Genomic DNA, 26,120 nt, shown 5'->3' with positions numbered 1-26,120 from the left:
GTCAGTGCGCCTCCACGGTGCTGCGCAGGGCGCTCATCTGGCGGGTGGTCAGGGCCTTGGGGCTGACCTCCCACCAGGTGTTCAGGCCCTCGTCGTAGATCGGCGCGATGGCCGGCCGACCGAAGCGGTTCTGGAACACCGTGGGCGTGCCCTTGGAGTAGTAATTGGGAATCATGTATTGGCCCCATTGCAGCACCCGGTCCAGGGCCCGGGCGTAATGCACCATCTCGTCGCGGCTATTGGCCTGGACCAGGCCATCGATCAGGCGGTCCACGGCCGGGTTGGCCAGCACCATGGAGTTGGAGCTACCGACCTGGGTCGCGCTTTGCGAGCCGTACAGGCTGTACAGCTCGCGACCCGGGGAGACGATGGGGTCGCCGCTGCGGGGGAAACTGGTGACGATCATGTCGTAGTCCCGGGCGTTGAGCAGGTTGATGTACTGCGCCGAATCGATGCGCCGCAGGTTGAGGGTGATGCCGATCTGCGCCAGGGTGCGTTTGTACGGCAGCAGCATGCGGTCGAAGCCGCCCTGGCCATCGAGGAAGGTGAACTCCAGCGGCTCGCCGGCGGCGTTCAGCAGTCGGTTGTTCCGCGGTGTCCAGCCGGCCTCGGCCAGCAGGCGCAGGGCCTGCAGTTGCTTGTCGCGGATGCGGCCGCTGCCGTCGGTCTGCGGGGCCCGGTAGACCTGGGTGAAGACTTCGTCGGGGATCTGTCCGCGCAGGGGTTCGAGGATCTCCCGTTCGCGGGCGTCCGGCAGGGCGGTGGCGGCCATTTCGCTTTTCGGCCAGTAGCTCTGCTGGCGCACGTAGAAGCCGCGCATCATCTGCTTGTTGGTCCACTCGAAATCCCACAGCAGGATCAGCGCCTGGCGCACCCGGCGGTCGTGGAAGACCGGCTGCTGCAGGTTGAACACAAAGCCCTGGGCGGCGGTGGGCTTGTCGGGGGCGAGGATCGCCTGTTGCAGGCGGCCGTCGCGCAGGGCCGGGCTGTCGTAGCCGACCACGTAACCGGACGAGGAAAACTCGCGGTTGTAGTCGAAGGCGCCGGCCTGCAGCAACTGGCGGGCGACGTCGGTGTCGCCGTAGAAATTCACCGTCAGGCGGTCGAAGTTGTACAGGCCGCGGCTGACCGGCAGGTCCCTGGCCCACCAGTTCGGGTCGCGCTCGAAGCTGATGCTGCGCCCGGCGTCGACCTTGCCGACCTTGTATGGCCCGCTGCCCAGGGGCGGCTCGAAACCGCCGCCGTTGGCGAAGTCGCGGGTCTTCCACCAGTGTTCGGGCAGCACGCGCAGGGTCGCCAGGTCCAGGGCCAGGGTGCGGTTGAGGTTGTTCTTGAAGTCGAAGCGCACCTGCCCGGGGCCTTCGATCACCACGTCCCGCACGTCGCCGTACAGCTGGCGATAGCTCAGGCTGCCCTTGCTCAGCAGCAGGTCGAAGGTGTAACGCACGTCTTGCGCGGTGATCGGCGTGCCATCGGCGAAGCGTGCCCTGGGGTCGAGGTAGAAGCGCACCCACAGGCCGTCGGGGTCGCGCTCCATGCGTTCGGCCACCAGCCCGTAGACGGTGTAGGGCTCGTCCAGGGAACGAAAGGCCAGGGGCGAATACACCCAGTCGTTGACCTGGGCCACCGCGATGCCCTGGTCGGCATAGGGGGTGATGTAGTTGAACTGGCCGATCTCCATCGAGGCGCGGCTCAGGGAGCCGCCCTTGGGCGCATCGGGGTTGACGTAGTCGAAGTGCTGGAAGCCCGGCGGGTACTTCGGCGGTTCGCCATAGACCGTCATGGCATAGCTGCCATGGGCGGCGGCCAGGGCCCCGCCGGCGGCGCCAAGCAGCGTGGCAGCCAGCGTCAGCCCAGCCAGGGTGCGGGTCAGTGCAGACATGATCGAAAGGTTCCTCGTGATGCCGGAAAGCCTGGGTCGGCAGGGCGAAAAGACCCACGGCGGCGGGCCGCCATGGGGCGCGAATTCGCAATGCTGCCGGGGCCGGCCGGAGTCTTGCGCGGCCCCGGCGGTGACTCAGAAGTGGTACGTCATGCGCGCGAACAGGGTGCGGCCCAGCGGGTCGGTGTACCGAGGGTCGTAGCCGCTCTGGAAGTTGTAGGCCTGGTTGGAGAACGGTGGGTCGCGGTCGAAGACGTTCTTCACCCCGGCATCGACGTCCAGCACCTTGTCGAAGGTGTAGCCGGCCGACAGGTCCCACACCGAGTACGAGGCCACTCGGGCATTGGTGGTGCGGTCGTAGTCGTTGTAGCCGGTGGTGAAGCGGTTGCTCAGCGAGGCCCGCGCGGCGCCCAGGGTCCAGGTGCCGGTGAGGTTGTGTTTCCAGCGGGCGATCACGCCATCGCCCTCGAAGTCGCCGACCTTGTCGGTGAATGGCCCCTTGATGGTGCTCTGGAAGTCGTAGCTCTTGACGTAGGTGCCTTGCAGCCCGAGGCCGAACTGGCCGTAGGGGGTATTGGGGAAACGATAGTCCAGGGACACGTCGACACCGTTGGTTTCGACTATGCCCAGGTTGGCGTTGCCGGTGACGATGTAGTTCAACGAACCGTCGGCGTTGCGCACGAAGCGGTCGGCGTAGGCGCCGGACTGGTCGAATACCGTGGATTCGGGGAACGGCTGGATCTGGTTGGAGATGTGAATCCACCAGAAGTCCAGGCCCACCGACAGGTCGCGGATCGGCTGATAGACGAAGCCCAGGGTCACGTTGCGGGCCTTTTCCGGGGCCAGGTCGGTGTTGCCGCCGATCTGGTTGAGGAACTGCTGGCCGCAGTCACGCCCGCCGTTGCCGCCGGGCTGCACCACGCCGCCGGTACAGAGCACCGGGTCGTTGTAGTAGCCCTGGGTGTAGGTGATGCTGCGCGGCGCATACAGCTCGTACAGCGACGGTGCGCGGAAACCTTCACTGTAGGCGCCGCGCACCACCAGCTCCTTGAGCGGCTGGTAGCGGAACGAGTATTTCGGGTTGGTGGTGCTGCCGAAGTCGCTGTATTTGTCGTGGCGGATGGCGACGGACAGTTCCAGGCTGTCGAGCACCGGCACGTTCAGTTCGGCGTAGGCCGCCCTGACACTGCGATTGCCCTCGACGCTACCGGACGGGTCGATGCCCAGGCTCTGGATGTCACCGGCGAACTCTTCGTAGTCCTGGTGGAATTTCTCCTTGCGGTACTCGCCGCCCAGGGCCAGGCCGGAGGGACCGGCACCAAACCAGTCGCCGATCTCGCGGCTGACGCGCCCATCGAAACCGACGACCCGGCCGACAGCCGTGGAGTAGGCGCCGTGGTAGGCCGCTTGCTCGATGTAGTCCTGGCCGGCCTGGGTCTGCGGGCCGAACGGGTTGAGCAGGCCGCTGGCCAGGCCGGCGATCATCGCGCGGTCGCTGACGTAGCCGTTGGTGACGCTGGAGACCACCTTGTTCTGGTTGTAGGAGGCACCGAGGTTGTAGTCCCAGCCGGCCACCAGGCCGTCGAAACTCAGGACGAAGCGCTGGCTGGTGTTCTGGTCCTTGGATTCCCGCGCACCGGCGGCGGTTTCACGCCAGTTCACGCCGATCGGCTGGCTCGGGTCGAGGCTGAAGTCGGTCGGCGCCGGGGTGATGCCGTTGCCCGGGTAGTAGGGCGAGGAAGAGTCCAGGCTCAGGCCGGTGAGGGGCGCCGGGCCGACCGCCGTGGCGTTGTTGTTGCGCGACCAGAAGTACTCCAGGTTGACGTTGTGGTCGTCGGCCAGCTTGGCGGTGCTTTTGCCGAAGAACGAGGTCTTTTCGGTCTCCGGCACCAGGTCGATGTACTCGCGGGTACTGAAGCGGCACAGGCCCTGGCGGGCAATCAGGTTCGGCCCGTTGCAGTTGCTGCCGGCCAGCGGGTTGGTGGCGTTGTCGCCCTGGGTGTAGTTGCCCGGAAAGGCCGTGCCCGAGGTCTGGTCGAGGCCGCGGCCGGGGCGGTAGTCGGTGGCGAAGGAGCGGTCGTTGGCATCGAGGTTCTGCTGCTTGTTGTAGTTGAACACCCCGAGCACGTTGAAGCGGTCTTCTTCCAGGTCGCCGAAGCCCCAGCTGGCGCTCATGTCCTTGCTCGCACCGCCGCCGCTGTGGGTCGGGGTTTCGCCACCGAGAGTCAACTGGCCATCGGTCATGGATTTTTTGGTGATGAAGTTGATCACGCCGCCGATGGCGTCGGTGCCGTAAAGGGCCGAAGCGCCGTCGCGCAGCACTTCGACCCGGTCGATGGCGGCGAACGGGATCATGTTCAGGTCCACCGCGCCGCCGGCCGAGTTGGTGCCCGACAACGCGTTGTTGGCCAGGCGCCGGCCGTTGAGCAGCACCAGGGTCTTGTTGGCGCCGATGCCGCGCATGTCGGCGAAAGAGGCGCCGCCGGTGGCGGCTCCCACCGAGCCGGCGCTGTTGTTGATCGACTGGCTGCCGGTGATGCGCTGCACCAGTTCGGCGGTGGTGCTCACCCCCTGTTTGCGCAGCTCTTCGGCGCGCAGGATGGTGATCGGCACGGCGGTTTCGGCATCGACCCGGCGGATCGCCGAACCTGTCACTTCGACCCGTTGCAGCTGGGTGGTGGGCGCCACGGCCGCGGCACTGGCGGCCGGGACGGCGGCGCTGCTGTCGGCGTCCTCTTCCGCGGCTTGCGTGGTGCCGGCGCCCAGGCCCATGGCCATCAGGTACAGCGGGACAAAACGGTGCCGTTGCAGCGTGGTCACCAGTGGCTTGAGCGTGAAACGTGGAATGTTCATCAGCATGATTACTTCCGACTTTTTAGACGTTTATCGAAATGGCCTTGTGAGCCCTCATTGCTCCGGCTGGGTTGTACCGACCCCGGAAAACCACTTTCTTCAAGCAAGCCGATCCCCTCCGCAGGCGCGTGGCGCCTTGCGGTCGGCCGATTGCGACGGGATTTTTCGAGGCAGTGCCTGGCGCGTCCCTCAGGGGGCGCCAGGCACTGCCTTCATCGGGTGGTCATCACGGATATCCTGGTGATTCCCGAACGTTCGATGGAGGCCATGGCCTTGGCCACCTGGCCGTAGTTGACGGCGGCGTCGGCCTGCAATTGCACGCGCACTTCGCTGTCCTTGGCCTTGACCTCCTTGAGGCTGCTTTCCAGCAGCTCGGGGGCTACTTCGGACTTGGCCAGGTAGAACTTGCCGTCCTGGTCGACGCTGACCACCACCGGGTCTTTTTTCTCGGCAGGGGCCACGGCGTCGGTTTTCGGCAGGTTGACCTTGATCGCGTTGGTCATCAGTGGGGCGGTGACGATGAACACCACCAGCAGCACCAGCATCACGTCCACCAGTGGCGTGACGTTCATTTCACTGAGCACTTCGTCGCTGTCTTGAGTAGAGAAGGACATCAGCTGGCCTCCCGTACGGCGTGGGCGGTCTTGCTGGCGATGGCCTGGCGGCTGATGGCGAAGGCGCTGCGCTGGGCCAGGGCGTCGAAGTCATGGGCGAAGTCGTCCATGCTGGCCGAGGCCAGCTTCAGGCGGCGCAGGAAGAAGTTGTAGATCAGCACCGCCGGCACGGCGACGGCGATGCCCACGCCAGTGGCGATCAACGCATGGCCGATCGGCCCGGCCACGGTTTCCAGGCTGGCCGAACCGCTGGCGCCGATGCTCTGCAGGGCCTCCATGATCCCCCAGACTGTGCCGAACAGGCCGATGAAGGGCGCGGTGCTGCCGATACTGGCGAGCACCGCCTGGCCGCTTTCCAGGGCCCGGCGCTCCTTCTGGATCTGCTGGCGCAGGTTGCGCTCCAGGCGGTCGGCGCGGTTGATGGTGTGGGCCAGCTGCTGGGTGGTGCGCGGCGACTCTTCCACCAGCAGGGCCTCGAAGCCGCTGCTGGCGATGCGCGCCAGGGAGCCGGGGTACTGGCTGGCGTGCTCGGCGGCGGTGAGCAGGTCCGGGGCGCTCCAGAAGGCCTTGCTGAACTGCCGGTTCTGGGTCTTCTGCCGCAGGTACTGCGCCGACTTGACCAGCAGCAGTGCCCAGCTGACCACGGAAAACAGCACCAGGGCCCAGAGCACGCCGGGGACAATCAGGGATGTCAGGGAATCGTTCATGGCTACACCTCGCATGCGTAAACAGGTTGTGAGTTCAGGTCAGGCCGCAGTCATTGCGGCAATTTGAAATCGATGGTCTGGGTGGCGAAGCCTTCGATCGGCGTGTCGCCGCGCTTGGCCGGGATGAATTTCCAGTTCTTCACCGCGGCCACGGCGGCCTCGTCCAGTTGCGGCTTGCCGCTGGAACGGGTGACTTCCACGCTGCCGGCACGGCCGTTGGGCAGCACCTTGATGCGCAGCACCACGGTGCCTTCCCAGTTGCGGCGCAGGGCCAGGGACGGGTATTCCGGCGGCGGGTTGCCGAGGCTGGCCAGGCCGGAAACCGCCGCCGACTCCTTGACCGGCCCGGGGGCCGCGGCAGGCGCCGGAGCGGCGGCCGGCTGGCTGGGCGCCGCGGGCGCCGCGGGCGCGGCCGGTGGCGCGGGGGCGGGTGGAGCCGGCGTTTTCGGCGGCTCGGGCTTTTTCACCGGCTTGGGCTTTTCGATGGGCTTGGGTTTCTCCACCGGCTTGGGCGGCGGCTTGAGCGCGTCTTCGTCTTCCACCGGTTGCTCGGGTTCGGGCGGCGGTGGAGGCGGCGGAGGTTCCGGGGTAGGCGGCGCGGGCGGGGTCGGGCTGCTCAGCTCGACGGTCATTTCCGGGATTTCCGGGGGCGTTTCCAGTGGCGCGGCGCGGGTCTGCTGGAAGAACCACCAGGCGCCACCATGGAGCAGGGCCGAAACCGTCACCAGCAACAGCACCTGGCGCTTGCTCAGGCCTCCGGGTTGCGATGCATTGCCCTTATAAGGACGGCCCCGCGCAACCTGGACGGCGGCTTCATCGTCCAAGGGCCTCGGCAGGGTTCTGTTCTTTACCGCATCGTTCATTAAAGCTCCCTCGGTCGGATGAAGGGCAATAAGGCACCGTTCGAACATTGGCTGGAATGTTCGAAAGTCGGGTTTAACTTTTTCAAGGGTGAGCAAAAGCCGATAGTTGAACTATCCGGTTGAACGGCCCTGTGCAAGCGAGTGGCTTAACGCCTTCGGCTTGGATTGTTCATTACCACTCCCTGGAACATTGTTGTGGGATGAGTTGGTGTCTGTAATGCACCTGTCTCGTACTCGTTACATATAGCAACCGCTATGCCAGATTGTGTCGGTCTTTATGCAATTGGCGACGGCTCGTAGCGCATGTCGCATTTATATAAATTTGCGAGAAAAACTGGCGCAGCAATATATATTCAGCGTCTCGAAAAGTTGACCTTAAATACTTTTTGCGGGCGAGCCTGCCTGCCCTGGGTTATCCGCTTTTCAGCCGGAAACAGGGGCGATCAGTACCATGGCCAACGCACTAAAAAGTGTCTGGCGAATTGATTTGGTGCAAATAAACAGTGACTAGCCGGTCATTGCCTGGAGGTCCTTGATCTTGTTGTTTTCAGGGCTCTGCGTAGGGCTTCTGTAGTCTTTTACGGCCCGTTCGGGGAGCATTCTTGAGTATCCATGGCGCGCTCGCCTGCCCGTCATTGAGCAGGGCGATGACGGAGCTCTTATTAACCTGCTGGGGGTGCGGATAATTAACCGATGCGTACATTGAATGTATGTAAACAGCGGTCCGCTCATTACCCAGTGGTCGATGCATTGATATTGAATTGCCTTATTGTCGGACAACGCTCTGATCATCCACTTTTAACGCGCTTTGGCACGTTTGTTTGTTGTCGAATACGCAACGATAGAAATACGGCTTTCGCTCGGTGAAGTGTCACCGAGTACAAAATTAAGTTGGCTGCTTAGTGGTTCAAAAACAGTCGACGATCGGTCTTGTCGAGGTTTCTTCCGTCGACGCTACTTGGACAGTGGCGAGACCGGGCTGGGGGCGAGTGTTTGTGTCGGGATACGCTGGGCAGTACCTGGGAAGACTGGCTTGGATATCGGTACCGGGAGAGGGTCGGCCTTATAACAGCCGCTACCGCCAGCCTGAAAGTTGCCCCAGCGACTGGAGCAGGGGGCATCGCCAGAGGCTGGCACAGGCAGCGCCGCGTAGCGTGCGCAAGGTCGATCGTCGATGACGCACAGGGCGCGAGGGCCGGTCCGGGCAGGGCTGCCGGACGAGGCGGAACCAGGGGCGAAACGGTGGAGCCAATAGCGGAAAACGCCGGTGAACATGACTGCACATCGCACATGAGACTTCCTTATCGCCAGTCTCAGCTCAACGAGCTTTTGGCTCGCCGTCTGCACTTTATGGGGACGCGGATAGCGTCCGATGATTGCTATTGGTGCGGGTAGGCACCGTCGATGCGGCTCTTGCGGTGGGTCGATTCGCAAGCTGCAGGTGCATGGGAAAAACGTGCCAGTTCCAGGTACGTTCGTGCAGTTTTCTTCGCCTATGCCCGCCAGGCCTTGTTTGGCGGGGCCTGGCGGTGGGCAGCCGATGTTGGCGGGGCCGGGGGCGGCCCGGCTCGCGATAAAAATCCTCGGGACGACAAGCTCGCCCCTCGTGCCCATGAAAAAGCCCGGCGCATCAGGCCGGGCTTCTTGGGTTTTGCAGAGTGCTGCGACTCAACGACGGCGCACGAACCGGCGCCACAGCCAGACCCAGATCATCACCAGCGGGAAGGCCAGGATCAGGAATGGCAGCACATAGCTGCCTTTCTCCAGGGCTTCGGCGGTGCCGTAGGCGAGGTTGTCCAGCAGGTTGTCGAACGCGCGTTGCAGTTTCGAGCCGCGCTGGCTGCTGTCGGTGGGCACGAAGTTCAGGGTCAGGCGGTTGGTGTCGAGCCGCCGCTGCTGCCCGGCGGCGACCTGGGCCAGGGCCTGCAGGTCGTTCTCGATGCTCGCCTGTTCCTTGTTCAGGGCGATCAGGTCGCTGACGGTGATGTCCTTGCGCGCCGCCAGCTGGTCGAGGCGTTGCTGCTGGGCCTTGAGCCGTTCCTGCTGGCGCTGCACGTCGGCCACGGCGTCGGCCAGGTCTTCGGCGCTGGTGATGCGTTCGCCGATTTCGGCGCCCTGGGCGGCCAGCGCGACTATCGGTTCGACGCCGTCGGGCACGATGCGCAGGATCACCTGGGCGTGGTGCTGGCCTTGTTGCAGGCGCAGGATATTGCAGGCGCCGAACGTGGCGTTTTCGCAGGCTTCGCGGGTGGCGGCCAGGCGCGGCGCGATCTGCGCCGAGGGCAGCGACAGGCTCAGTTCATGTTCATAGGCCAGTTGCGCGCCGGCCTTGCCCTGGGCGCCGCCGACCGCCACCGAGGACGAACGATCGCTGGGGGAACAGGCGGCCAGCAGGGTGCTGAGCAGCACCACGGCGAGGCTGCGCAGCGGGGTGGGGGTGTCGTCCTGAGGGTGCATGGTCGCTCCTTGAAATAAATGATCGTGCCCGGGGCTGGCGGGACGGCTGCGTATCTTATCGTCGATTGCGCGGGGAGGGGCGGATGTCGTGTCGCCGCGACTTATCGCCAGGGATTTGCCGGATGGATACGGCTGGGCGCGGGCACCGCTTCGGCGTACACCTCAGGGACCGATGACCCGTGCCTCGGTCATCGCCATCGGCAACGGAGATCCGTCATGAGCTCGCTCGAGTTACCCGAAGGTTATGCCCCCTTGTCCCGCAGCAGTCCGCTGCTGGAGCTGATCGGCCCGGTGTATTGCCGTGGCAGCGGCCTGCAACTGGAGATCGGCCTGCGCGCCGACCACCGTCACGCCAATGGTCGTGGCACCGTGCACGGCGGCATCCTCGCCACCCTGGCCGATATCGGCATGGGCTACGCCATGGCCTTCGCCAGCGACCCGCCGCTGCCGCTGATCACCGCCAGCATGCACCTGGACTACCTCGGCGCGGTGCAGGTCGGCGAATGGATCGACGTGCGCCTGGAACATTCCAAGCGCGGCCGGCAGATGGCCTTCGCCACCGTCACCCTGCAGGTCGGCGAGCGGGTGGTGGCCAGGGCCAATGCGGTGTTCGCGGTGCCCGGCGGTTGAGAGTGGACGTATCGCCGGCGACAGGTGGTGCAAATGTCCTTTACCGCCGTGACCTTGCAGGTGGGTGAGCGGGTGGTCGCCAGAGCTGATGCGGTGCCTGCTGGGTGAAGGTGGGCGTATTGCTGGCGACAGCTTTGTGTAGCCGCTGCCGCAGGCTGCGATCGGGTTGGGCGGCACTCCGACGCAGCGGCCGTAACGATGCAGCGCGGTATTGCTGGAAAACCTCGTCGCCGGATTTGGCGGCTGCTACGCAGCCGATCGCAGGCTGCGCCAGCGGCTACAGTGGCGGGGCTGCCGCAGGCAGTTCTCCTTAATCCGCTGGTGCAACTATCTGCTTCCACTCCAGGCCGAAGCGCGCCAGGTACTTGCGCAGGCGGTCGGCGTCATTGGGCTGGGCCTTGGTCTGGCGGGATACGCCAAACAGCTTGCGTCCGGCATCGGACAGGCTGTCGGCCTGGCGGCAGACCTCGAGCACTGCCTGCAATTGCAAGCGGTCGAACAGGTCGAGTTCGGCTGTGTCGCCCAGCAGGGTGGCCAGCGGATCCTGCTCCTGGCTCAAGCCCCAGGCATACCGTAGCCGCTCGATTTCTTCCTCGGCCTGGGCTTCGTCGATGCGCCCGCTGTCGGCCAGGGTGGCCATGCGGGTAATGGACGCCGACAGCTCGCGGAAGTTGCCCAGCCACGCCGCCTCGCTGGAGCTGGCAAACGCCAGGTAGCGCCGCCGCGCCTCGAGGTTGAAGCGCACCAGGCGCCCTTGTTCGCGGGCATGGCGTTCCAGTTCGAAATCGATGTTCGGCTCGATATCCTCGCGCCGCCCGGCCAGCCCCGGCAGGTTGAAGGTCCAGAGGTTGATCCGCGCATACAGGTCCTCGCGGAACAGGCCCTGGGCGACCCGACCGCGCAGGTCGCGGTGGGTGCCGGCGATGATCAGGAAGTCGCTGTCCACTTCCTTGTCCGAGCCCATGGGGAAGAAGCGTTTCTCCTCGATGGCCTTGAGCAGCATCGCTTGTTCGTCGAGCCCCAGTTCGCCGATCTCGTCGAGAAACAGCATGCCGCCGTCCGCTGCCCGCAACAGGCCGTCGCGGGCGTTCTGGGCGCCGGTGAAGGCGCCCTTGATATGCCCGAACAACGCCGACATGGCGCCGTCGCCGCGCAGGGTGGCGCAGTTGACCTCGACAAAACGCCCCTGGACCTGATGCCGGCCGCGCTTGAGCTCATAGATGCGCCGGGCCAGGAACGACTTGCCGGCCCCGGTGGGGCCGATCAGCAGCATCGGTGCCTTGGAGCGCAGGGCCACCCGCTCGATCTGTTCGATGGAACGGTTGAACGCGGCGTTGCGGGTGGCGATCCCGGACTTGAGGAAGGCCAGGCCCTCCAGGCGCTTGCCGGCGAAGCGCGAGGCGATGCGGTCGTAGCGCGACAGGTCGAGGTCGATCAGGGCGTGGGTGCCGGTGGCGTGCTCCTGCGGGTCGCGGCGCCGCGCCGGGGAGGTCTGGATCAGGCGTGCCGGCAGGTAGCGCGCCTCGGTCAGCAGGAACCAGCAGATCTGCGCCACGTGGGTCCCGGTGGTGATGTGCACCAGGTAGTCCTCGCGCTCGGTGTCGAAGGGGTAGGCGCTGGTGAAGTCGTGCAGGGCGCCGTACACCTCTTCGAAATCCCAGGGGTTCTTCAGGCCCATGGGGTGCAGGCGCACCTCGGTCTGCGGCGACACCTGGCGAATGTCGCTGGCCACCCGCTCGGCCAGGCTGACGTCCCGGGCGTCCAGGCCGTGGATCAGCTCCAGGCGGTGGATCAGCACGTCCTGCTGCTGGCACAGGCCGACACTGGGGCGCCAATGGTTCCAGCGGTTGGCGCCCTTGCCGACGCGATCGAGGGTGGAACCGACAAAACCTATGGCGACCGTGGGCTTGCCTGACATGTTTATACCTGAAGATAAAAAACGATAAACAAAGATATAAAATTATCAGAAGCTTTGTCTCGACGACTCGCCAATGAAAAATCATTTAAAAATAAAATTGTTATAAATCAATAAGTTAAAAAATAATTTGCGGAGAAAAATAAAACTGGCACAGCGGCTGCAATCTCTCTGGCAACGAACAAGACAACAGAGCGAGACGCCAAGATGGCCAACTTCCAGCTGTTCAACACCCAACAGGCCAAAGCGCCAGCGAGCAACACCCTGAACGCCGCCCAGGCCCCGGCCTATGCCTACAACGCCAAGCACCGCCTGGCCCAGCTGGCGGTGACCGGTTGCCTGAACTCGACCTTCTACACCTCGCCCGAAGGCCAGCTGGAAGCAGTGCTGCAACTGGTGAACGAAGTCGACAGCCGTTTCGTCGCCCAGGCCGCTCGTTACGCTCGGCAACAGGGTCATATGAAAGACATGCCGGCCTTGCTGCTGGCGGCGCTGACCGCGCAACGCTCGGCCCTGGTGCCGGAGCTGTTTGCCCAGGTGGTGGACAACGGCAAGATGCTGCGCAACTTCGTGCAGATCCTGCGCAGCGGGGCGACCGGGCGTAAATCCCTGGGGTCGCAGCCCAAGCGCCTGGTGCAGAACTGGTTGAACAGCGCCACCGAACGCCAGCTGTTGCAGGCTTCGGTGGGCAACCAGCCGTCGCTGGCGGACGTGGTCAAGATGGTGCACCCCAAGCCAGGCGAGGACTGGCGCGCAGCCTTCTTCGCCTGGTTGATCGGCAAGCCGGTGGATGCCCAGGCGCTGCCCGAGCTGACCCGCGCCTTGCTGGCCTTTCGCAGCGGTGCGACCACGGTGGTGCCGCAGGTGCCGTTCCAGTTGCTCGGCAACGAAACCCTGAGCCGCGAGCAATGGGCCGAACAGGCGCACAATATGGGCTGGCAGGGGCTGCGCATGAACCTCAACACCCTGGCCCGCCATGGCGCGTTCCAGGTGCCGGGTTGCACCGAGTATGTGGCGGCGCGGCTGGCGGATGCCGCCGAGGTGGCCAAGGCCCGGGTCTACCCGTACCAGTTGCTGGCGGCCTACCGCATGGCCGGGGACGAGGTGCCGCAGCCGGTGCGCGAAGCGTTGCAGGATGCCCTGGAGCTGTCGCTGGCCAACGTGCCGGCGCTGCAAGGCGCGGTGGTGGTGTGCCCGGATGTCTCGGGGTCGATGCACAGCCCGGTCACCGGTTATCGCCAGGGCGCCACCACGGCGGTGCGTTGCATCGATGTGGCGGCCCTGGTGGCGGCAGCGGTGTTGCGCAAGCAGCCGGCGGCGCGGGTCATGCCGTTCGAGGTCGGGGTGGTGGATATCCGCCTCAACCCGCGGGACAGCGTGATGAGCAACGCGCAGAAACTGGCGGCCATCGGCGGTGGCGGGACCAACTGCTCGGCGCCCCTGGCGCAACTGGCCAATGCCAAGTGCAAGGTGGACACCCTGATCCTGGTCTCGGACAACGAGTCGTGGATCGATGCGCGGCGCCATGGGGCGACCGAAACCCTGCGCCAGTGGGAGCGGATCAAGGCCATCAACCCGCAGGCGCGGCTGGTGTGCATCGATATGCAACCCGGGGCCACCACCCAGGCGCCGGACCGCGAGGACATCCTCAACGTCGGCGGCTTCAGTGACGCGGTGTTCGATGTGATCCAGCAGTTCACCGCGGGCAACTACGGTGCGCAGCACTGGGTCGAGGCGATCGAGGCGATGGCGTCCTGATCGGCAAGGCATGAGATAAACCGTGCGCCGCTCACCCGGCGCACGCCGAAGAATCTTCGTTCATTGGCCCTGAATGCCGCTGTGACTACATCCAAAGACGTCCCAGCACATGTTGTCAGGGCCTGTGAAGGCACGAATGCCGGTGGCTGTACATCATGGTTATGCCGGTTCGATTCCGGCTATCAGTCACTCCTTTTTTCGTGCCACCTTTTTTGCGATTTCAGCGACGAATGCTGATGGAACTACATCCCAGATTCGTGATGCGGGTTCGAGTCCCGCCGGTGCCTGAAAAGGCGCCGTAGTTCAACGGTCAGAACACGAGTGCACTGTTTCATCGACCCTTGTCGTCGCAGTTTTTTCTCCCGCCCGAGCGGGATGGCAGCGAATGCCACAGGTACTACATCGTGTCGCGGGTTCGAACCCCGCCAGCCGCAAGGCTGTAGCTCAGTCGGTAGAGCAAATGTGCCTGTTCTCTTGTCGCTGCCCGCAGGCCCTGCCTGCACCGATTGACCCGGCGAATGCCGGTGGAACTACAGGACAGCGTGGTCGCGGGTTCGATTCCCGCCAACCGCAAGGGAGTAGCTCAGTGGCAGAGCGCGCTGCATGTTCCGCCTTCACTGGTCGCCGTTTTATGCCGGACCACCGGCCACCGAACAAGGCTGGATTTTCAGCCACAGAAAAAAGAGTCAGGAACATGGAACACAAGACCTACCAACTGCTGGAAGTCGCCAACGGCAAGCCGATCAAGATGTGGACCGAGGGCGTGCCCGTGGAAAACGAAGCCCGCCAGCAATTGATGAACACCGCGAAGATGCCGTTCATCTTCAAGCACCTGGCGGTGATGCCGGATGTGCACCTGGGCAAGGGCTCGACCATCGGCAGCGTGATTCCCACCCTGGGTGCGATCATCCCGGCGGCGGTCGGGGTGGATATCGGTTGCGGCATGATTGCCGCCCGTACCTCGCTGACGGCGGCAGACCTGCCGGATAACCTGCACGGTCTGCGCAGCGCCATCGAACAGGCGGTGCCCCATGGCCGCACCTCGCCGCGCAGCGGCCGCGACAAGGGCGCCTGGGGCGACGTGCCGCGCCAGGCCGACCAGGCCTGGGCGGCCTTGCAGCCACGCTTCAAGGCGATCACCGACAAGTACCCGGCGCTGGCCAACAGCAACAACCGCCAGCACCTGGGCACCCTCGGCGGCGGCAACCACTTCATCGAGGTCTGCCTGGATGAGGCCAACCGGGTCTGGTTCATGCTCCACAGCGGTTCCCGTGGCGTGGGTAACGCCATCGGCAACCTGTTCATTCACCTGGCCCAGGCGGACATGCGCCAGCACATCGCCAACCTGCCGGACCGCGACCTGGCCTACTTCGAGGAAGGCAGCCGGCACTTCGACGATTACGTCGAGGCCGTGGCCTGGGCCCAGGATTTTGCCCGGCACAACCGTGAACTGATGATGCAACTGGTGATCCAGGCCACCCGCCAGGTGATCCGCAAGCCCTTCGACGTGGCGCTGGAGGCCGTGAACTGCCACCACAACTACGTGCAGAAGGAACGCCACTTCGGTGAAGAGGTGCTGGTGACCCGCAAGGGCGCGGTGTCGGCGAAGAAGGGCGAGCTGGGGATCATCCCGGGATCGATGGGTGCCAAGAGCTTCATCGTTCGTGGGCTGGGCAACGAGGAGGCGTTCTGCTCCTGCAGCCACGGTGCCGGGCGCACCATGAGCCGCACCAAGGCCAAGAACACTTTCACCCTGGCCGACCAGATCCGCGCCACCGCCCATGTGGAATGCCGCAAGGACACCGCGGTAATCGATGAAATCCCGATGGCCTACAAGGACATCGACCAAGTGATGCACGCCCAGCGCGAGCTGGTGGAAGTGCTGCACACCCTGCGTCAGGTGGTGTGCGTCAAGGGGTAGAACAATGCACGACATGGACGCAGTGATAGCGGCCCCGCCCGGCTGGCATTACCAGCTGAGCGACTACGAAGCCCGCCGCGTGCGGGAAGTGATGGACACCCTGGACAGGCACAGCGCCTGGCTGGAACTGAGCCGCTTCGGCAACGGGTTCGTGCGGCAGGCCGCGGTGCGTGGATTGTCCGCGCAGCCATCGGCCGAGGCTTTGGCGGCGTTGCTGGAACGTCTCAATGATTGGGTGCCCCAGGTTCGCCAGGAAGCGGCCGTGGCCGTCGAGGCGTATTGGGCGCCGGAGCACGCCGGGCTGCTGTTGCAGACCCTGGCACCGTTGCTGGCCCTTACCAGCAAGCAGCGGGCCGACCACGGCGCGACCCTGGGGCGGGCCACCGCGGTGTTGCAACTGGCCCAGGTGCGCGACGAAGTGCAAGGGGCCTTTGGCGATTGCCGGGGCAAGGCCGCGTGCTTTGTCTTCGAGCTGTTGCTCAAGGGCGTCGAGGACCGGCCGGCGCTGCTGGCCATGGCGTTGCGCCATCCCGAGGTCAGCGTCCGGCAGATGGCAGTGGATGCCTGCGCCGAACTGCGCGACGAGCAGGCGATGCCTTTGCTGGAAGCGGTGATGCGCAGCTGTGGTGCCAGTGTGCGGGTCAAGGCGTTGCGGCTGCTGTTGTCACGCTTGGCCGATTGTCGCGGGTACCTGGCGCAGGCCCTGCTCGACCCTTCCGGGGCCTTGCGTTGCCTGGCCCATTGGGCCGCGCCACGCCATGGGCTGGACCCACGGCAAGTGCTGCTGGACCGGTTGCAGCAGCCGGCTCCGGGCAACAAGCGCGAGTGGCTGGGCCTGCTGGGGCTGGTCAAGGAACTGCGGGAGCCACAGGCCGACGCCATGCTGCAACAGGCCCTGGCCTCGAAGGCGCTGACGGTGCGCCTGCTGGCCCTGCAGCCCCTCGGCGAACGTGGCGTGGCCCAGCAGCTGGCGGCCCTGGACGATCCGTCGGACAAAGTCTTCGACTGCGCCCTCGACCTGCTGCACGAGCAGCCCTGGGCGGCGTTCGAAGAGGCCCTGGAACAGCGGCTGGAGCAGCACTGGCATGCGCTGCCGAAGGCGCGTCGCTGGGCCTTGCTGGGGCTCAAGCCGGGCTGGCGCCAGTTGCAATACCTGCTGTGTCGCCTGGATCGGGCGGGCAGCGAAGCCGCTTATTGGCGCGAGGCCCTGGCCCGTTGGTGCGATGCCCGTTACGCGATGTTCGACCCGGTGACCCCCAAGCCACTGCGAGAAGCACTGGCGCAGCGGTTGCAAGCGATGGAGGAGGGCGGTGAAGTGCCTCGCGGATCGCTCAAGCGCCTGTTGTGAATACCGATGTACAAGGCGATCAGGCCAGCGCTGAGGTGCTGGCGATCGTCGATTGAACAGGACAAGGAATCATGGAATTCAATGAACGCTACCCGCTGAGCAGCGCCATGCGCGAGCGGGTACTGGATGAGCTGGCGCGGATCGAGCGCGAGCGTAACGTGCAGGTGTTGTATGCCTGCGAATCGGGCAGCCGGGCCTGGGGCTTTGCCTCCACCGACAGCGACTACGATGTGCGATTCGTCTATGTGGAGAAGCCCGAGTGGTTCATCCAGGTGGATGCCGGGCGGGACGTGATCGAGCGGCCGCTGGACGACGAGCTGGACATCAGCGGCTGGGAGTTGCGCAAGACCCTCGGGTTGCTGCGCAAGTCCAACCCGACCCTGCTGGAGTGGCTGGATTCGCCCCTGGTGTATCGCCGCGAGCCGGCGGCAACCGCACGCCTGCGAGAGCTGGCGGAGGCCTTCTACAGTCCGCCGGCGGCACGCAATCACTACCTGTCGATGGCCAGGAAGAACTTTCGCGGCTACCTGCAAGGCGACAGCGTGCGGTTCAAGAAGTACTTCTACGTGCTCCGGCCGTTGCTCGCGGTGCGCTGGATCGATCAGGGGCGCGGCCGGCCGCCGATGACCTTCGCCGAGCTGCTGGGCACCGTCGACCATCGGCCACTGCTGGACGAAGTGGATGAGTTGCTGGCCTTGAAACGCAGCGCCGACGAGTCTGCTTACGGGCCGCGGCGCCCGGCGCTGCACGCCTTTATCGCCGCCGAACTGGAACGCCCGGTGCCCAAGCTGGCGCGCACCCATCAAGACAATGCTGTGCTGGACGCCTACTTGCGAGACAGTGTCCGGCGCTACGCCTGAGGAATGTGATGAAACAGGATGTCATCGAACTGGACGGCGCCATCGGCGGCGGCCAGGTCCTGCGCAGTGCCCTGAGCCTGTCGATGCTCACCGGCAAGACCCTGCGCATCCACAACATACGGGCCCGGCGCAGTCGCCCGGGGTTGCTGCGCCAGCACCTGACCGCGGTGCTGGCGGCGGCGCAGGTCTGCGCGGCCAGGGTCTCGGGCGCCGAGCTGGGTTCCCGGGCGCTGACCTTCGAGCCGGGGCCGATTCGCGGCGGCGACTACCGTTTCGCCATCGGCACCGCCGGCAGTTGCACCCTGGTGTTGCAGACCCTGCTGCCGGCGCTGTTGCAAGCCCCGGAGCCCAGCCGCGTGAGCATCAGCGGCGGCACCCACAACCCGCTGGCGCCACCGGTGGATTTCCTCCAGCAGGCCTGGCTGCCGCAACTGCGGCGCATGGGCGGGCAGGTGGAGTTGCAGCTGCTGCGCCATGGCTTCGTTCCCGCCGGCGGCGGCGAGCTGGAGGCTTTTATCCAGCCTTCGACCCTGCAACCCCTGCACCTGGAACAGCGTGGCGAACTGCTCGGGCGTCGGGCCTGGGCCCTGAGCGCCGGCCTGCCGGAGCATGTGACGGAGCGCGAATTGCGCCGCGTCGGCAGCCGCCTGGAGCTGCCTCGGGAGCACCTGAGCCCGGTGCGCCTGGATGAGCAATGCGGTCCGGGCAACGTGCTGTTGCTGGAGTTTGTCTTCGAGCACCTGACCGAGCTGTTCAGCGGTTTTGGCCAGAGCAGCCTGCGGGCCGAAAGCGTGGCCGATCGGGCCATCGACCAGGCCCGCGAGTGGCTGGATTCCGGCGCGGCGGTGGCCGAGCACCTGGCGGACCAACTGCTGCTGCCCATGGCCCTGGCCGGCGGCGGGAGCTTCACCACCCCGCGCATGAGCGAGCACCTGCAGAGCAATATCCGGGTGATCGAGGCGTTTTTGCCGGTGCGTATCGACTGTGCGACGGGCGTTCACGGGGTGCTGCGCATCGAGGTTCTAGCCCAGCGTCATTGAGCTTGTCCGTCACCAGATCCGGTTCTCTGCTTGCGGCAAGTTCTTGCGGGTCAAGGCCGGGATACGGCCGGAGATCGAACGCTTTGGGATGCTCAATCGCTTGATCCATTTCCTGGTGCGGCGCATGCGGGCTCCCGAGCCGCTGAGCCTTTACCTTTTGAGCTACCGTGGAAGCGTTCTACGTGTGCCGGCCGAGGCTATCCGTCAGCATTCGACCTATCGCCTCGCGGACTTCCGGCACTGGAGTGAACAACCCGCGTAAGCCACCCGTCAGATGTAAGGCCCAGTCAAGCGAGGGGATGGTCATGTATCAACTTTATGGGACACAAGGCTCCGGCTCGGCCATCGTCGAGATCGCCCTGGAGTGTTGCCAGGTGCCGTACCGTATCGTCGAAGCCTCGTCCTGGGCGCCGTCGCCCGGGGCCGACGAGCTGGCGCGGCTCAACCCGCTGAAACAGGTCCCGACCCTGCAACTGCCGGACGGCAGTGTCCTCACCGAGAGTGCGGCGATCCTGATCGAGCTGGGCTTGCGTTATCCGCGCTCGGCGCTGCTGCCCGAGGATGAGAGCGCCCGGGCGCAGGCCATTCGCGGGCTGGTGTTTATCGCCGCCAATTGCTACTCGGCGATCAGCGTGATCGATTACCCGGAGCGCTGGCTGCAGGGCGCCGATGAAGCGCTGAGGGCGCGGGTGCGGGACGCGGCCCATGAGCGCCTGCACCGCAACTGGGAGGTGTTCGCCGATCAGTTCGCCACACAGCTGTACGCCAGCGGTTCACCCCTGGCGGCCCTGGATTTCCAGGCGGCGGTGGTGTCGCGCTGGTGCGGCACGCGCGAGCATCTGCGGCGCGAACGCCCCGAGTGTTGTGATCTGCTGGAGCGCATCGACCGCCACCCGCAGGTGGCACAGGTGCTGGAGCGGCATTGGCCGGACTGAATACGGCAGGGCGCGAGGCAGCAAAAGCCGTCGATGGTTGGGCGCGAGGCTTTTATACTCGCCGGCTTTCTTCAGGCTCATGTTTCATCGCCTATCGCTCATCTGCCCACTTTCAAGAGGAATGCCCCTTGGCCAACGAAACGGATCAGGATTTCTACAACCGCGCCGATGCCATCATCGAACTGGCAAACACCCATATCGGCGACAGCAGCCGCGGCAAGGCCAGTGCCTCGCTGATGTACGCCAACTCGCGTTTCGCCGCCTGGGTCAGCGCCTGCGGTTGCCGCAACGCCGAAGAACTGGCGGCGGCCAAGCAGCAGGCGGTGGATTATTTCGTCGAGGAATTCCGCCTGATGATGGAAGAGAACCTTACCGACTACATCGAGAATTTCTCGCGGTACATGAACCCCCGGCAAGACTGAATCCTTCCCCCTCGACAGGCTTCACAGCCCAGCTGTGAAGCTGTCCCGGCATTCGACTCCTGGCTCTTTGGAGCCTTGGCGCTCCGCGGTTTTTTATAGCCTTGTGGCGTCTGCATCTGGCCGTGCATAGCGCTTTGATCTGAGGGCGGCGGGGCCGCGGTAACCGCTGGTCCAGTTGTCTCCCGGGCGCCCCCGGGAGCCGGCAATCGCTCGACTACACTGCGCCTGCGGCAGGCAATCCAGGGGTGTTGAATATCCCTCCGGGATGAGCACGGTCATGAGTTGCCAAGGCATTGCTGCGCCTGTGGTTACACCAGGGAACCTACCCAATCAGCAAGGAGTGCCAAACATGATCGTTCTTCCTCAACGTGTGATTGAAAACGGTACTGTCATCTCGCTACGCGGCGACTCGGGCAACTACATGTCGCGGATGGGCGCGACAGGGCTCGAACTGTCCAAGGGCGCCATCGACCAATACTGCAAGTTCAGGGTCACCCTGATCCAGATCGGCAACGACAAGAAGCTGGCATTGCAGGGCGACACCAACAAGTTCATGTCGCGGATGGGGGCGACCGGGCTTGAACTGTCCAAGGACAGCATCGATCAGTACTGCCAGTTCTCCTATGCCATCGACACCGCCAGCGGGCAGATTTCCCTGCGTGGCGACAACGGCAAGTGGATGTCGCGCATGGGCGAGACCGGGCTTGAACTGTCCAAGGACGGCATCGATCGCTACAGCCAGTTCCTGGTGGTGGTCGAGGGCTAGCGCCAGGCGGTACCCGGCGTCGGGGCAGGTTTTTTGATTGGCGTGGCCAGCACTCCAGCGGCTGGCCACGAAGTCCCGGCGTCGATCAAGGGGCGATGCCTGGAAGGGGGGACAGGCAGATCGTCCCCCCGCTTACCTGTGACGTTGCGTCTCAGGCCCTTACAACCCCATCTCCAGTTCCAGCAGGTCCGCCAGCGGCTGGCGCCGGCGGATCAGTTTCACCTGGCCATCCTCGAACAGCACTTCCGGCAGCAGCGGCCGGCTGTTGTAGTTGGAGGACATGCTGGCGCCATAGGCGCCGGTGTCGTGGATCACCAGCAGGTCGCCGACCCGGGCCTGGGGCAGCAGCTGCGGGGTCAGGCTTTCGTCGTCCTGGGTGAAGATATCGCCGGACTCGCACAGCGGGCCGCCGACCACGGTGGGCCGCAACTCGCGCTGCACCGCCTGGCCGTTGGCGTCGATCAGGCTCATGGCGTGATAGGCGCCGTACATGGCCGGGCGCATCAGGTCGTTGAAGCCGGTGTCGGCCAGCACGAAGTGATGGTTGCCGGCGTCTTTCACCACCCGCACTTCGCTGACCAGGCAGCCGGCCTCGGCCACCAGGAAACGCCCGGGTTCGATTTCCATGCGCACGCCGTGGCCGAGCCAGGCTTCGATTTCTTCGCGGGCCTGGCGCCAGGCATTGGCATAGCGCCGCACGTCCACCGGCTCATCGCCCGCGCGGTACGGGGTGGACAGGCCGCCGCCGATGGAGAAGGCCTCGATGTCGTGGTCCAGGGACTTGACCGCCGCCACCATGGCCGCGCCGACCTGCTCCAGGTGCCCGTAGTCCACGCCGGAACCGATGTGCATGTGCAGGCCCACCAGCTTCAGGCCGTACTGGCGGATCACCGCGAGGGCTTCGCCGACCTGCTCGTGCCAGATGCCGTGCTTGCTGTTCTCGCCGCCGGTGTTGGTCTTGCGGCTATGGCCGTGGCCGAAGCCCGGGTTGATCCGCAGCCACACGCGGTGGCCCGGGGATTTCTCGCCAAGCTGGCGCAGCATGTCGATGGAACCGGCATTGACCTCGATGTTCAGCTCCACCACCCGTTGCAGGGTGGCGGTGTCGAACAGGTCGCAGGTGAAGACGATGCCGGCCGGATCGCCCTCCGGGCTGAACCCGGCCAGCAACGCCCGCTCGATTTCCCCCAGGGACACCGCGTCCACCCGCACCCCGGCCTCGCGGATCAGGCGCAGCACCTGCAGGTTGGAGCAGGCTTTCTGCGCGTAACGCACCACGTCGAAGGCCTTCAGTTGCTGGATGCGCACCTTGATGGTCCGCGCGTCGTAGCACCACAACGGGGTGCCGTACTGGCGGGCGGCGGCGGTCAGTTGCTCGGGAGAAAAGGGAATGGCCATGGCAATCGTCTGTGGCGAGGAAAGAGGCCTGCATGATGCCGAGGGCGGCGTATTCAATAAAATATCTATTCTTTGTATCTCGATTCAGTTCTGATATGGCTTGTGTGAATCAACGTCTCAAACCGAGGAGCAAGCCGTGGACATTTCCCTGCGCCATATCGAGGTGTTCCGCGCCATCATGCAGGCCGGCAGCGTCACCGGCGCCGCGCGCCTGCTGTTCACCTCGCAACCCACGGTCAGCCGCGAGCTGGCGCGGCTGGAGAGCCTGTCCGGGCTGAGCCTGTTCGACCGCGAGGGCGGCCGCCTGCTGCCGACCGCCCAGGCCATGCTGTTGCTGGAAGAAGTGGAGCGCGCCTATGTCGGCCTGGAGCGGATCAACAGCGTGGCGCAGTCGATCCGCCGCTTCGAGCACGGCCAGTTGAGCCTGACCTGCCTGCCGCTGTTCTCCCAGACCCTGCTGCCGCGGGTGTGCAAACACTTCCAGGAGCAACACGCCGGCATCGGCCTGAGCATCACCGCCCAGGAGTCGCCCTTGCTCGAAGAGTCCCTCAGCGCCCAGCGCCACGACCTGGGCCTGACCGAAAGCGAGCACCTGCCACGGGGCACCCAGGGCGAGCTGCTGTTCTGCGCCGACATGGTGTGCATCCTGCCAGAAGGGCACCCGCTGCTGGCCAAGCCGCTGCTGCACAGCGAAGACTTTCGCGGGGTGGATTTCATCAACCTGTCAGGCCTGGACATTTATCGTCAGACCCTCGACGAGCATTTTCGCCAGGCCGGCGTCGACCGCCGGGTGGTGATCGAGACTACTAATGCCGCCTCGGTCTGCGCCATGGTGCGCCAGCAGCTGGGGGTGGCGATCATCAACCCGCTGAGCGCCATGGAGGAGGCGGGCAGGGGCCTGGCGATCCGCCCGCTGCAGTTGTCGGTGCCATACCGGGTGATGCTGATCCGTCCGGATTTCCGGCCGTCGTCGATTTTCGTCGAGGCCTTCTGCGCCTCCTTGAAACAGGAGGCGTCGGCCCTGGCCGCGGCCCTCGAGCGTCGATTGCAACGGGAGCCATGACAGGCATTGCCGTCGTTGTCGGCCTAGGCTTGGAGCAACCGGATCCTTTGTAAACCCTGGGGGATGTCTGTCATGGCGGGACCTGTAACGAGCGAATCCGGGAAGCATTTGAGCCGCGGCATTCCGCGCACGGTCTGGGCGCTGGGATTCGTCAGCCTGTTCATGGACGTGTCGTCCGAGCTGGTGCACAGCCTGTTGCCGCTGTACATGGTCGGCACCCTGGGCATCAGCATGCTGGCGGTCGGCATCATCGAAGGGGTGGCGGAAGCCACGGCGCTGATCGTGAAAGTCTTTTCCGGCGCCCTCAGCGACTTCATCGGCCGGCGCAAGGAACTGCTGCTACTGGGGTACGGCCTGGCGGCGCTGACCAAGCCGCTGTTCCCCCTGGCGAGTTCGGCGGAACTGGTGTTCAGCGCGCGCCTGCTGGACCGTATCGGCAAGGGCATTCGCGGCGCGCCACGGGATGCCCTGGTGGCGGATGTGGCCCCGGCAGAAATTCGCGGCGCCTGTTTTGGCCTGCGCCAGTCGCTGGACACCGTGGGGGCGTTCCTCGGCCCGATCCTGGCCATCGGCCTGATGCTGTGGCTGGCCAACGATATCGCCCAGGTTTTGTGGCTGGCGGTGATCCCCGCGGCGCTGGCCGTGGCGCTGTTGGTCTTCGCCATCCGCGAACCCGAGCATGCCCCCGGCAGCCGGCACTTCCAGTCGCCATTGCGGCTGGCCTCGCTGCGGCGGTTTTCCCGGCATTACTGGTGGGTGGTGGCCATCGGCGCGGCCTTCACCCTGGCCCGTTTCAGTGAGGCGTTCCTGGTGCTGCGGGCCCAGCAACTGGGCTTCTCCGCCGCCTGGGTACCACTGGTGATGGTGGTCATGGCCGGGTTCTACATGGTCTCGGCCTATCCGGTCGGCAAATGGTCGGACCGCATCAACCGCAGCGCCTTGCTCAGCGTCGGCCTGCTGTTGCTGATCCTCGCCGACCTGGTGCTGGCCTATGCCGAGTCGGTGCCGCTGGTGCTGCTCGGCGTCGCCCTGTGGGGCCTGCACATGGGCTTCAGCCAGGGCATCCTCGCCACCCTGGTGGCCGACACCACGCCCGCCGACCTCAAGGGCACGGCCTTCGGTGTGTTCAACCTGTTGAGCGGAATGGCCCTGCTGCTGGCCAGCGTGATCGCCGGCTGGCTGTGGCAGGCCCATGGCGCGGCGCTGACGTTCTACGCCGGGGCGGGGTTTGCCGGCTTGTCGTTGCTGTTGCTGATGGGCAAGCCGAGAACGGAGTGAAAGGCTTGTGGTCGGCCCGCTTAGGGCAGGTTGGGATGAAGCAGGTCGCTACGAATGGTGGCCTGGATCTCGCTGTACGGCGTAACCATTGCGGACATGAAGCTGCTGTTCGCTGGCCTGACGTAGTTATCCAGTAACGGAAAGTCACTAAGAGGGAGGGTGGGGAGCGTTCCGATGAATTTCTGTCGAGAGTCTTCATATTCCGTTATCAGCTCCCCCAGATAGCTATCCATGGTGTTCAGTTTTTCAATCAGGTTTTCAGGGGCGCTTAAGGTCTTGGCAATGGTCCGGATATCCCGCTTGAGGTTCTCCAGATCCAGTTGGGCCTCATTGATCAAGTCAAAAAAACTGTCGTATTGGGCCAGCGAAAGCTGGCGTGTCGTTCCTGTGAGCGTCATATGCGCCCTGGTCACTCGCCGGGCTTTTTTGGCCCTGCTGTAGGCGTTCGCGGTTCGGGAAAGCGCGGAGATCAAAAGCGACTCTCGGTACTCGAAGTGCTTTTGTTGCTGGTCACGCTTTTTTTCGCTGGCTTGACGGGCCTGCTCTGCATTTCTATCGATAGTTTGTCGTTCTCGCTGATATTCAAAGACCAGCAGCGAAATAATCGTGCCGATCACCGATACCACCAACAGATGCAGGGCCGATTTACCTATTTCGTTGCGTATGTTTGTTTCTATGCCAGTGGGCCAATAGAGGGCCAGTAGCGTGCAGACGCTCAGGAGAAAGATGCCGACAAGTACAGAAGCAATCCTTTTTTTCATGATTCGATCCTTGATCAGTGACTTAGCTGGCCCCAGCGGGTTGGTCGGCCGACAGGCTCCAGACAATCGAGCTGAGGAGGCCCAGGTCGAGCAACAGGGCCTGCGAGCGCAGGACCTTGCGCAAGGGGGGGTAGTCGGCCTTGGTCGCCTTGAAGCTGGACCTTTCCAGCACATGGATATGCCGGGTCACCACAGTGACGGCGAGGTTGGCCAGCTGCTTCTCGGTGTCGGGCACCGCGATATCCAGCTCTTGCAAGCGCTTCTGGAAGGCGCTGATGGCGTCTTTTTCACTGTCATCCCAGGGCTGATAGAGGATCTTCTGCTCGGGGGCGCTTGCAGTGACTTTCTTGTACAGGGCGACCGACTCGTTGAAATGCTCCAGGGCCGCTGCCTTGGCCTCGGTGGCATGCAGGGTGTCCCGCAGTTCGAGGTACATCAGCATTTCGTGGGATTTCTGCAAGCCTCGGTGCAACTCGGCGCCGGCGTTGGTCGAGAGCTTCTCGAGTCCTTTCCTGTCCGCGTCGAAGGAGGGGCCGGCACTGGCCTGGAGGCTGACCAGCCCCGCCAGCACTATGCAAAAGCCGGCGTAGAGCAGGCATCTGATCGGGCGCATGTTCCGCTCCTCGTTATCGGGTCGATGAAGCAGGCG

21 protein-coding genes and 1 tRNA gene are annotated in these 26,120 nt (G+C 64.7%); 12 read left to right on the top strand and 10 right to left on the bottom strand.

The annotated features are described in order from the left end of the window. Nucleotide 1: 1 nt before the first annotated feature. From BM019_RS13090 to BM019_RS13065, 6 genes are all read right to left on the bottom strand, one after another. Complete coding sequence (locus BM019_RS13090; RefSeq protein WP_092418497.1) at nucleotides 2-1,882, bottom strand: extracellular solute-binding protein; 1,881 nt, start codon at nucleotides 1,880-1,882, stop codon at nucleotides 2-4. A gap of 135 nt (nucleotides 1,883-2,017) precedes the next feature. Next, nucleotides 2,018-4,741, bottom strand: a complete 2,724-nt coding sequence (locus tag BM019_RS13085) for a TonB-dependent receptor (protein ID WP_175510642.1) — start codon at nucleotides 4,739-4,741, stop codon at nucleotides 2,018-2,020. A 206-nt stretch (nucleotides 4,742-4,947) separates the two neighbouring features. After that, nucleotides 4,948-5,349: an ExbD/TolR family protein gene (locus tag BM019_RS13080; protein ID WP_009043172.1), complete on the bottom strand. Its 402-nt coding sequence runs from the start codon at nucleotides 5,347-5,349 to the stop codon at nucleotides 4,948-4,950. Next, complete coding sequence (locus BM019_RS13075) at nucleotides 5,349-6,056, bottom strand: MotA/TolQ/ExbB proton channel family protein (RefSeq protein ID WP_009048248.1); 708 nt, start codon at nucleotides 6,054-6,056, stop codon at nucleotides 5,349-5,351. The genes BM019_RS13080 and BM019_RS13075 overlap by 1 nt, the downstream gene beginning before the upstream one ends. 50 nt (nucleotides 6,057-6,106) lie before the next feature. Then, complete coding sequence (locus BM019_RS13070; RefSeq protein WP_092418496.1) at nucleotides 6,107-6,919, bottom strand: energy transducer TonB; 813 nt, start codon at nucleotides 6,917-6,919, stop codon at nucleotides 6,107-6,109. Nucleotides 6,920-8,587: 1,668 nt separating this feature from the next. Beyond that, nucleotides 8,588-9,376 (bottom strand): DUF4349 domain-containing protein, encoded by a 789-nt coding sequence (locus tag BM019_RS13065; RefSeq protein WP_092418495.1) that lies wholly within the window; start codon nucleotides 9,374-9,376, stop codon nucleotides 8,588-8,590. A gap of 216 nt (nucleotides 9,377-9,592) precedes the next feature. On the opposite strand from BM019_RS13065, the gene BM019_RS13060 reads away from it, so the two are divergent. Then, nucleotides 9,593-10,006 carry a PaaI family thioesterase gene (locus tag BM019_RS13060; protein ID WP_009043176.1) on the top strand — a complete coding sequence of 138 codons (414 nt, stop codon included), beginning with the start codon at nucleotides 9,593-9,595 and terminating at the stop codon, nucleotides 10,004-10,006. Between the two features lie 310 nt (nucleotides 10,007-10,316). Here the strand turns inward: BM019_RS13060 and rtcR are convergent, their stop codons facing one another. Then, nucleotides 10,317-11,924 (bottom strand): RNA repair transcriptional activator RtcR, encoded by a 1,608-nt coding sequence (gene rtcR, locus BM019_RS13055; protein WP_092418494.1) that lies wholly within the window; start codon nucleotides 11,922-11,924, stop codon nucleotides 10,317-10,319. A 204-nt stretch (nucleotides 11,925-12,128) separates the two neighbouring features. Between rtcR and BM019_RS13050 the strand changes: the two genes are divergently transcribed. The 9 genes from BM019_RS13050 (at nucleotide 12,129) to BM019_RS13010 (ending at nucleotide 20,971) form a co-directional block, all read left to right on the top strand. After that, entirely contained in the window at nucleotides 12,129-13,679 is a 1,551-nt protein-coding gene (locus tag BM019_RS13050; RefSeq protein WP_092418493.1) for an RNA-binding protein, read from the top strand. Nucleotides 13,680-14,112: 433 nt separating this feature from the next. Beyond that, nucleotides 14,113-14,249 (top strand) — tRNA-OTHER (locus tag BM019_RS30780). Nucleotides 14,250-14,373: 124 nt separating this feature from the next. Beyond that, on the top strand, nucleotides 14,374-15,600 hold the full coding sequence (locus tag BM019_RS13045) for an RtcB family protein (protein WP_085530427.1): 1,227 nt from the start codon (nucleotides 14,374-14,376) through the stop codon (nucleotides 15,598-15,600). A 4-nt stretch (nucleotides 15,601-15,604) separates the two neighbouring features. Further along, a complete protein-coding gene (locus BM019_RS13040) occupies nucleotides 15,605-16,948 on the top strand; it encodes a HEAT repeat domain-containing protein (RefSeq protein WP_092418492.1) in 1,344 nt (447 codons plus the stop codon). A 71-nt stretch (nucleotides 16,949-17,019) separates the two neighbouring features. Next, complete coding sequence (locus BM019_RS13035) at nucleotides 17,020-17,808, top strand: nucleotidyltransferase domain-containing protein (RefSeq protein ID WP_092418491.1); 789 nt, start codon at nucleotides 17,020-17,022, stop codon at nucleotides 17,806-17,808. An 8-nt stretch (nucleotides 17,809-17,816) separates the two neighbouring features. Continuing rightward, the gene (gene rtcA, locus BM019_RS13030) at nucleotides 17,817-18,848 is read left to right on the top strand and encodes an RNA 3'-terminal phosphate cyclase (RefSeq protein ID WP_092418490.1); all 1,032 of its coding nucleotides are present in this window, start codon (nucleotides 17,817-17,819) and stop codon (nucleotides 18,846-18,848) included. Nucleotides 18,849-19,153: 305 nt separating this feature from the next. Then, the gene (locus BM019_RS13020) at nucleotides 19,154-19,783 is read left to right on the top strand and encodes a glutathione S-transferase family protein (protein ID WP_053260614.1); all 630 of its coding nucleotides are present in this window, start codon (nucleotides 19,154-19,156) and stop codon (nucleotides 19,781-19,783) included. Between the two features lie 128 nt (nucleotides 19,784-19,911). After that, nucleotides 19,912-20,205, top strand: coding sequence for a DUF3144 domain-containing protein (locus BM019_RS13015; RefSeq protein ID WP_009043185.1), 294 nt, complete (start codon nucleotides 19,912-19,914; stop codon nucleotides 20,203-20,205). A gap of 349 nt (nucleotides 20,206-20,554) precedes the next feature. Then, the gene (locus BM019_RS13010) at nucleotides 20,555-20,971 is read left to right on the top strand and encodes a fascin domain-containing protein (protein WP_007932660.1); all 417 of its coding nucleotides are present in this window, start codon (nucleotides 20,555-20,557) and stop codon (nucleotides 20,969-20,971) included. Between the two features lie 159 nt (nucleotides 20,972-21,130). Here BM019_RS13010 and lysA read toward each other — a convergent pair whose 3' ends face one another. After that, entirely contained in the window at nucleotides 21,131-22,369 is a 1,239-nt protein-coding gene (gene lysA, locus BM019_RS13005) for a diaminopimelate decarboxylase (RefSeq protein ID WP_009043186.1), read from the bottom strand. Between the two features lie 136 nt (nucleotides 22,370-22,505). On the opposite strand from lysA, the gene BM019_RS13000 reads away from it, so the two are divergent. Beyond that, nucleotides 22,506-23,432: a LysR family transcriptional regulator gene (locus BM019_RS13000; RefSeq protein WP_085530431.1), complete on the top strand. Its 927-nt coding sequence runs from the start codon at nucleotides 22,506-22,508 to the stop codon at nucleotides 23,430-23,432. A gap of 72 nt (nucleotides 23,433-23,504) precedes the next feature. Further along, nucleotides 23,505-24,710 carry an MFS transporter gene (locus BM019_RS12995; RefSeq protein ID WP_092418489.1) on the top strand — a complete coding sequence of 402 codons (1,206 nt, stop codon included), beginning with the start codon at nucleotides 23,505-23,507 and terminating at the stop codon, nucleotides 24,708-24,710. A gap of 20 nt (nucleotides 24,711-24,730) precedes the next feature. Here the strand turns inward: BM019_RS12995 and BM019_RS12990 are convergent, their stop codons facing one another. Beyond that, nucleotides 24,731-25,471 carry a hypothetical protein gene (locus BM019_RS12990; RefSeq protein ID WP_092418488.1) on the bottom strand — a complete coding sequence of 247 codons (741 nt, stop codon included), beginning with the start codon at nucleotides 25,469-25,471 and terminating at the stop codon, nucleotides 24,731-24,733. A gap of 22 nt (nucleotides 25,472-25,493) precedes the next feature. Next, nucleotides 25,494-26,084, bottom strand: a complete 591-nt coding sequence (locus BM019_RS12985; RefSeq protein WP_092418487.1) for a hypothetical protein — start codon at nucleotides 26,082-26,084, stop codon at nucleotides 25,494-25,496. Nucleotides 26,085-26,120: the final 36 nt, after the last annotated feature.

It is taken from the genome of Pseudomonas sp. NFPP07 (genome assembly GCF_900115645.1).
GTDB classification, from domain to species: Bacteria; Pseudomonadota; Gammaproteobacteria; order Pseudomonadales; family Pseudomonadaceae; genus Aquipseudomonas; species Aquipseudomonas chlororaphis.
Note: the sequence above shows the minus strand (reverse complement) of the source record. Positions and strands in the feature narration are given on the sequence as shown.

Excerpts from the sequence above, each read along its gene's own strand:
- rtcR (WP_092418494.1), bottom strand. The coding sequence starts at position 11,924 with ATGTCAGGCAAGCCCACGGTCGCCATAGGTTTTGTCGGTTCCACCCTC.
- BM019_RS13050 (WP_092418493.1), top strand. The coding sequence starts at position 12,129 with ATGGCCAACTTCCAGCTGTTCAACACCCAACAGGCCAAAGCGCCAGCG.
- rtcA (WP_092418490.1), top strand. The coding sequence starts at position 17,817 with ATGAAACAGGATGTCATCGAACTGGACGGCGCCATCGGCGGCGGCCAG.
- BM019_RS13090 (WP_092418497.1), bottom strand. The coding sequence starts at position 1,882 with ATGTCTGCACTGACCCGCACCCTGGCTGGGCTGACGCTGGCTGCCACG.
- BM019_RS13045 (WP_085530427.1), top strand. The coding sequence starts at position 14,374 with ATGGAACACAAGACCTACCAACTGCTGGAAGTCGCCAACGGCAAGCCG.
- BM019_RS13035 (WP_092418491.1), top strand. The coding sequence starts at position 17,020 with ATGGAATTCAATGAACGCTACCCGCTGAGCAGCGCCATGCGCGAGCGG.
- BM019_RS13070 (WP_092418496.1), bottom strand. The coding sequence starts at position 6,919 with ATGAACGATGCGGTAAAGAACAGAACCCTGCCGAGGCCCTTGGACGAT.
- BM019_RS13060 (WP_009043176.1), top strand. The coding sequence starts at position 9,593 with ATGAGCTCGCTCGAGTTACCCGAAGGTTATGCCCCCTTGTCCCGCAGC.
- BM019_RS13085 (WP_175510642.1), bottom strand. The coding sequence starts at position 4,741 with ATGCTGATGAACATTCCACGTTTCACGCTCAAGCCACTGGTGACCACG.
- BM019_RS13080 (WP_009043172.1), bottom strand. The coding sequence starts at position 5,349 with ATGTCCTTCTCTACTCAAGACAGCGACGAAGTGCTCAGTGAAATGAAC.
- BM019_RS13075 (WP_009048248.1), bottom strand. The coding sequence starts at position 6,056 with ATGAACGATTCCCTGACATCCCTGATTGTCCCCGGCGTGCTCTGGGCC.
- BM019_RS12990 (WP_092418488.1), bottom strand. The coding sequence starts at position 25,471 with ATGAAAAAAAGGATTGCTTCTGTACTTGTCGGCATCTTTCTCCTGAGC.
- lysA (WP_009043186.1), bottom strand. The coding sequence starts at position 22,369 with ATGGCCATTCCCTTTTCTCCCGAGCAACTGACCGCCGCCGCCCGCCAG.
- BM019_RS13065 (WP_092418495.1), bottom strand. The coding sequence starts at position 9,376 with ATGCACCCTCAGGACGACACCCCCACCCCGCTGCGCAGCCTCGCCGTG.
- BM019_RS12985 (WP_092418487.1), bottom strand. The coding sequence starts at position 26,084 with ATGCGCCCGATCAGATGCCTGCTCTACGCCGGCTTTTGCATAGTGCTG.
- BM019_RS13010 (WP_007932660.1), top strand. The coding sequence starts at position 20,555 with ATGATCGTTCTTCCTCAACGTGTGATTGAAAACGGTACTGTCATCTCG.
- BM019_RS13040 (WP_092418492.1), top strand. The coding sequence starts at position 15,605 with ATGCACGACATGGACGCAGTGATAGCGGCCCCGCCCGGCTGGCATTAC.
- BM019_RS12995 (WP_092418489.1), top strand. The coding sequence starts at position 23,505 with ATGGCGGGACCTGTAACGAGCGAATCCGGGAAGCATTTGAGCCGCGGC.
- BM019_RS13020 (WP_053260614.1), top strand. The coding sequence starts at position 19,154 with ATGTATCAACTTTATGGGACACAAGGCTCCGGCTCGGCCATCGTCGAG.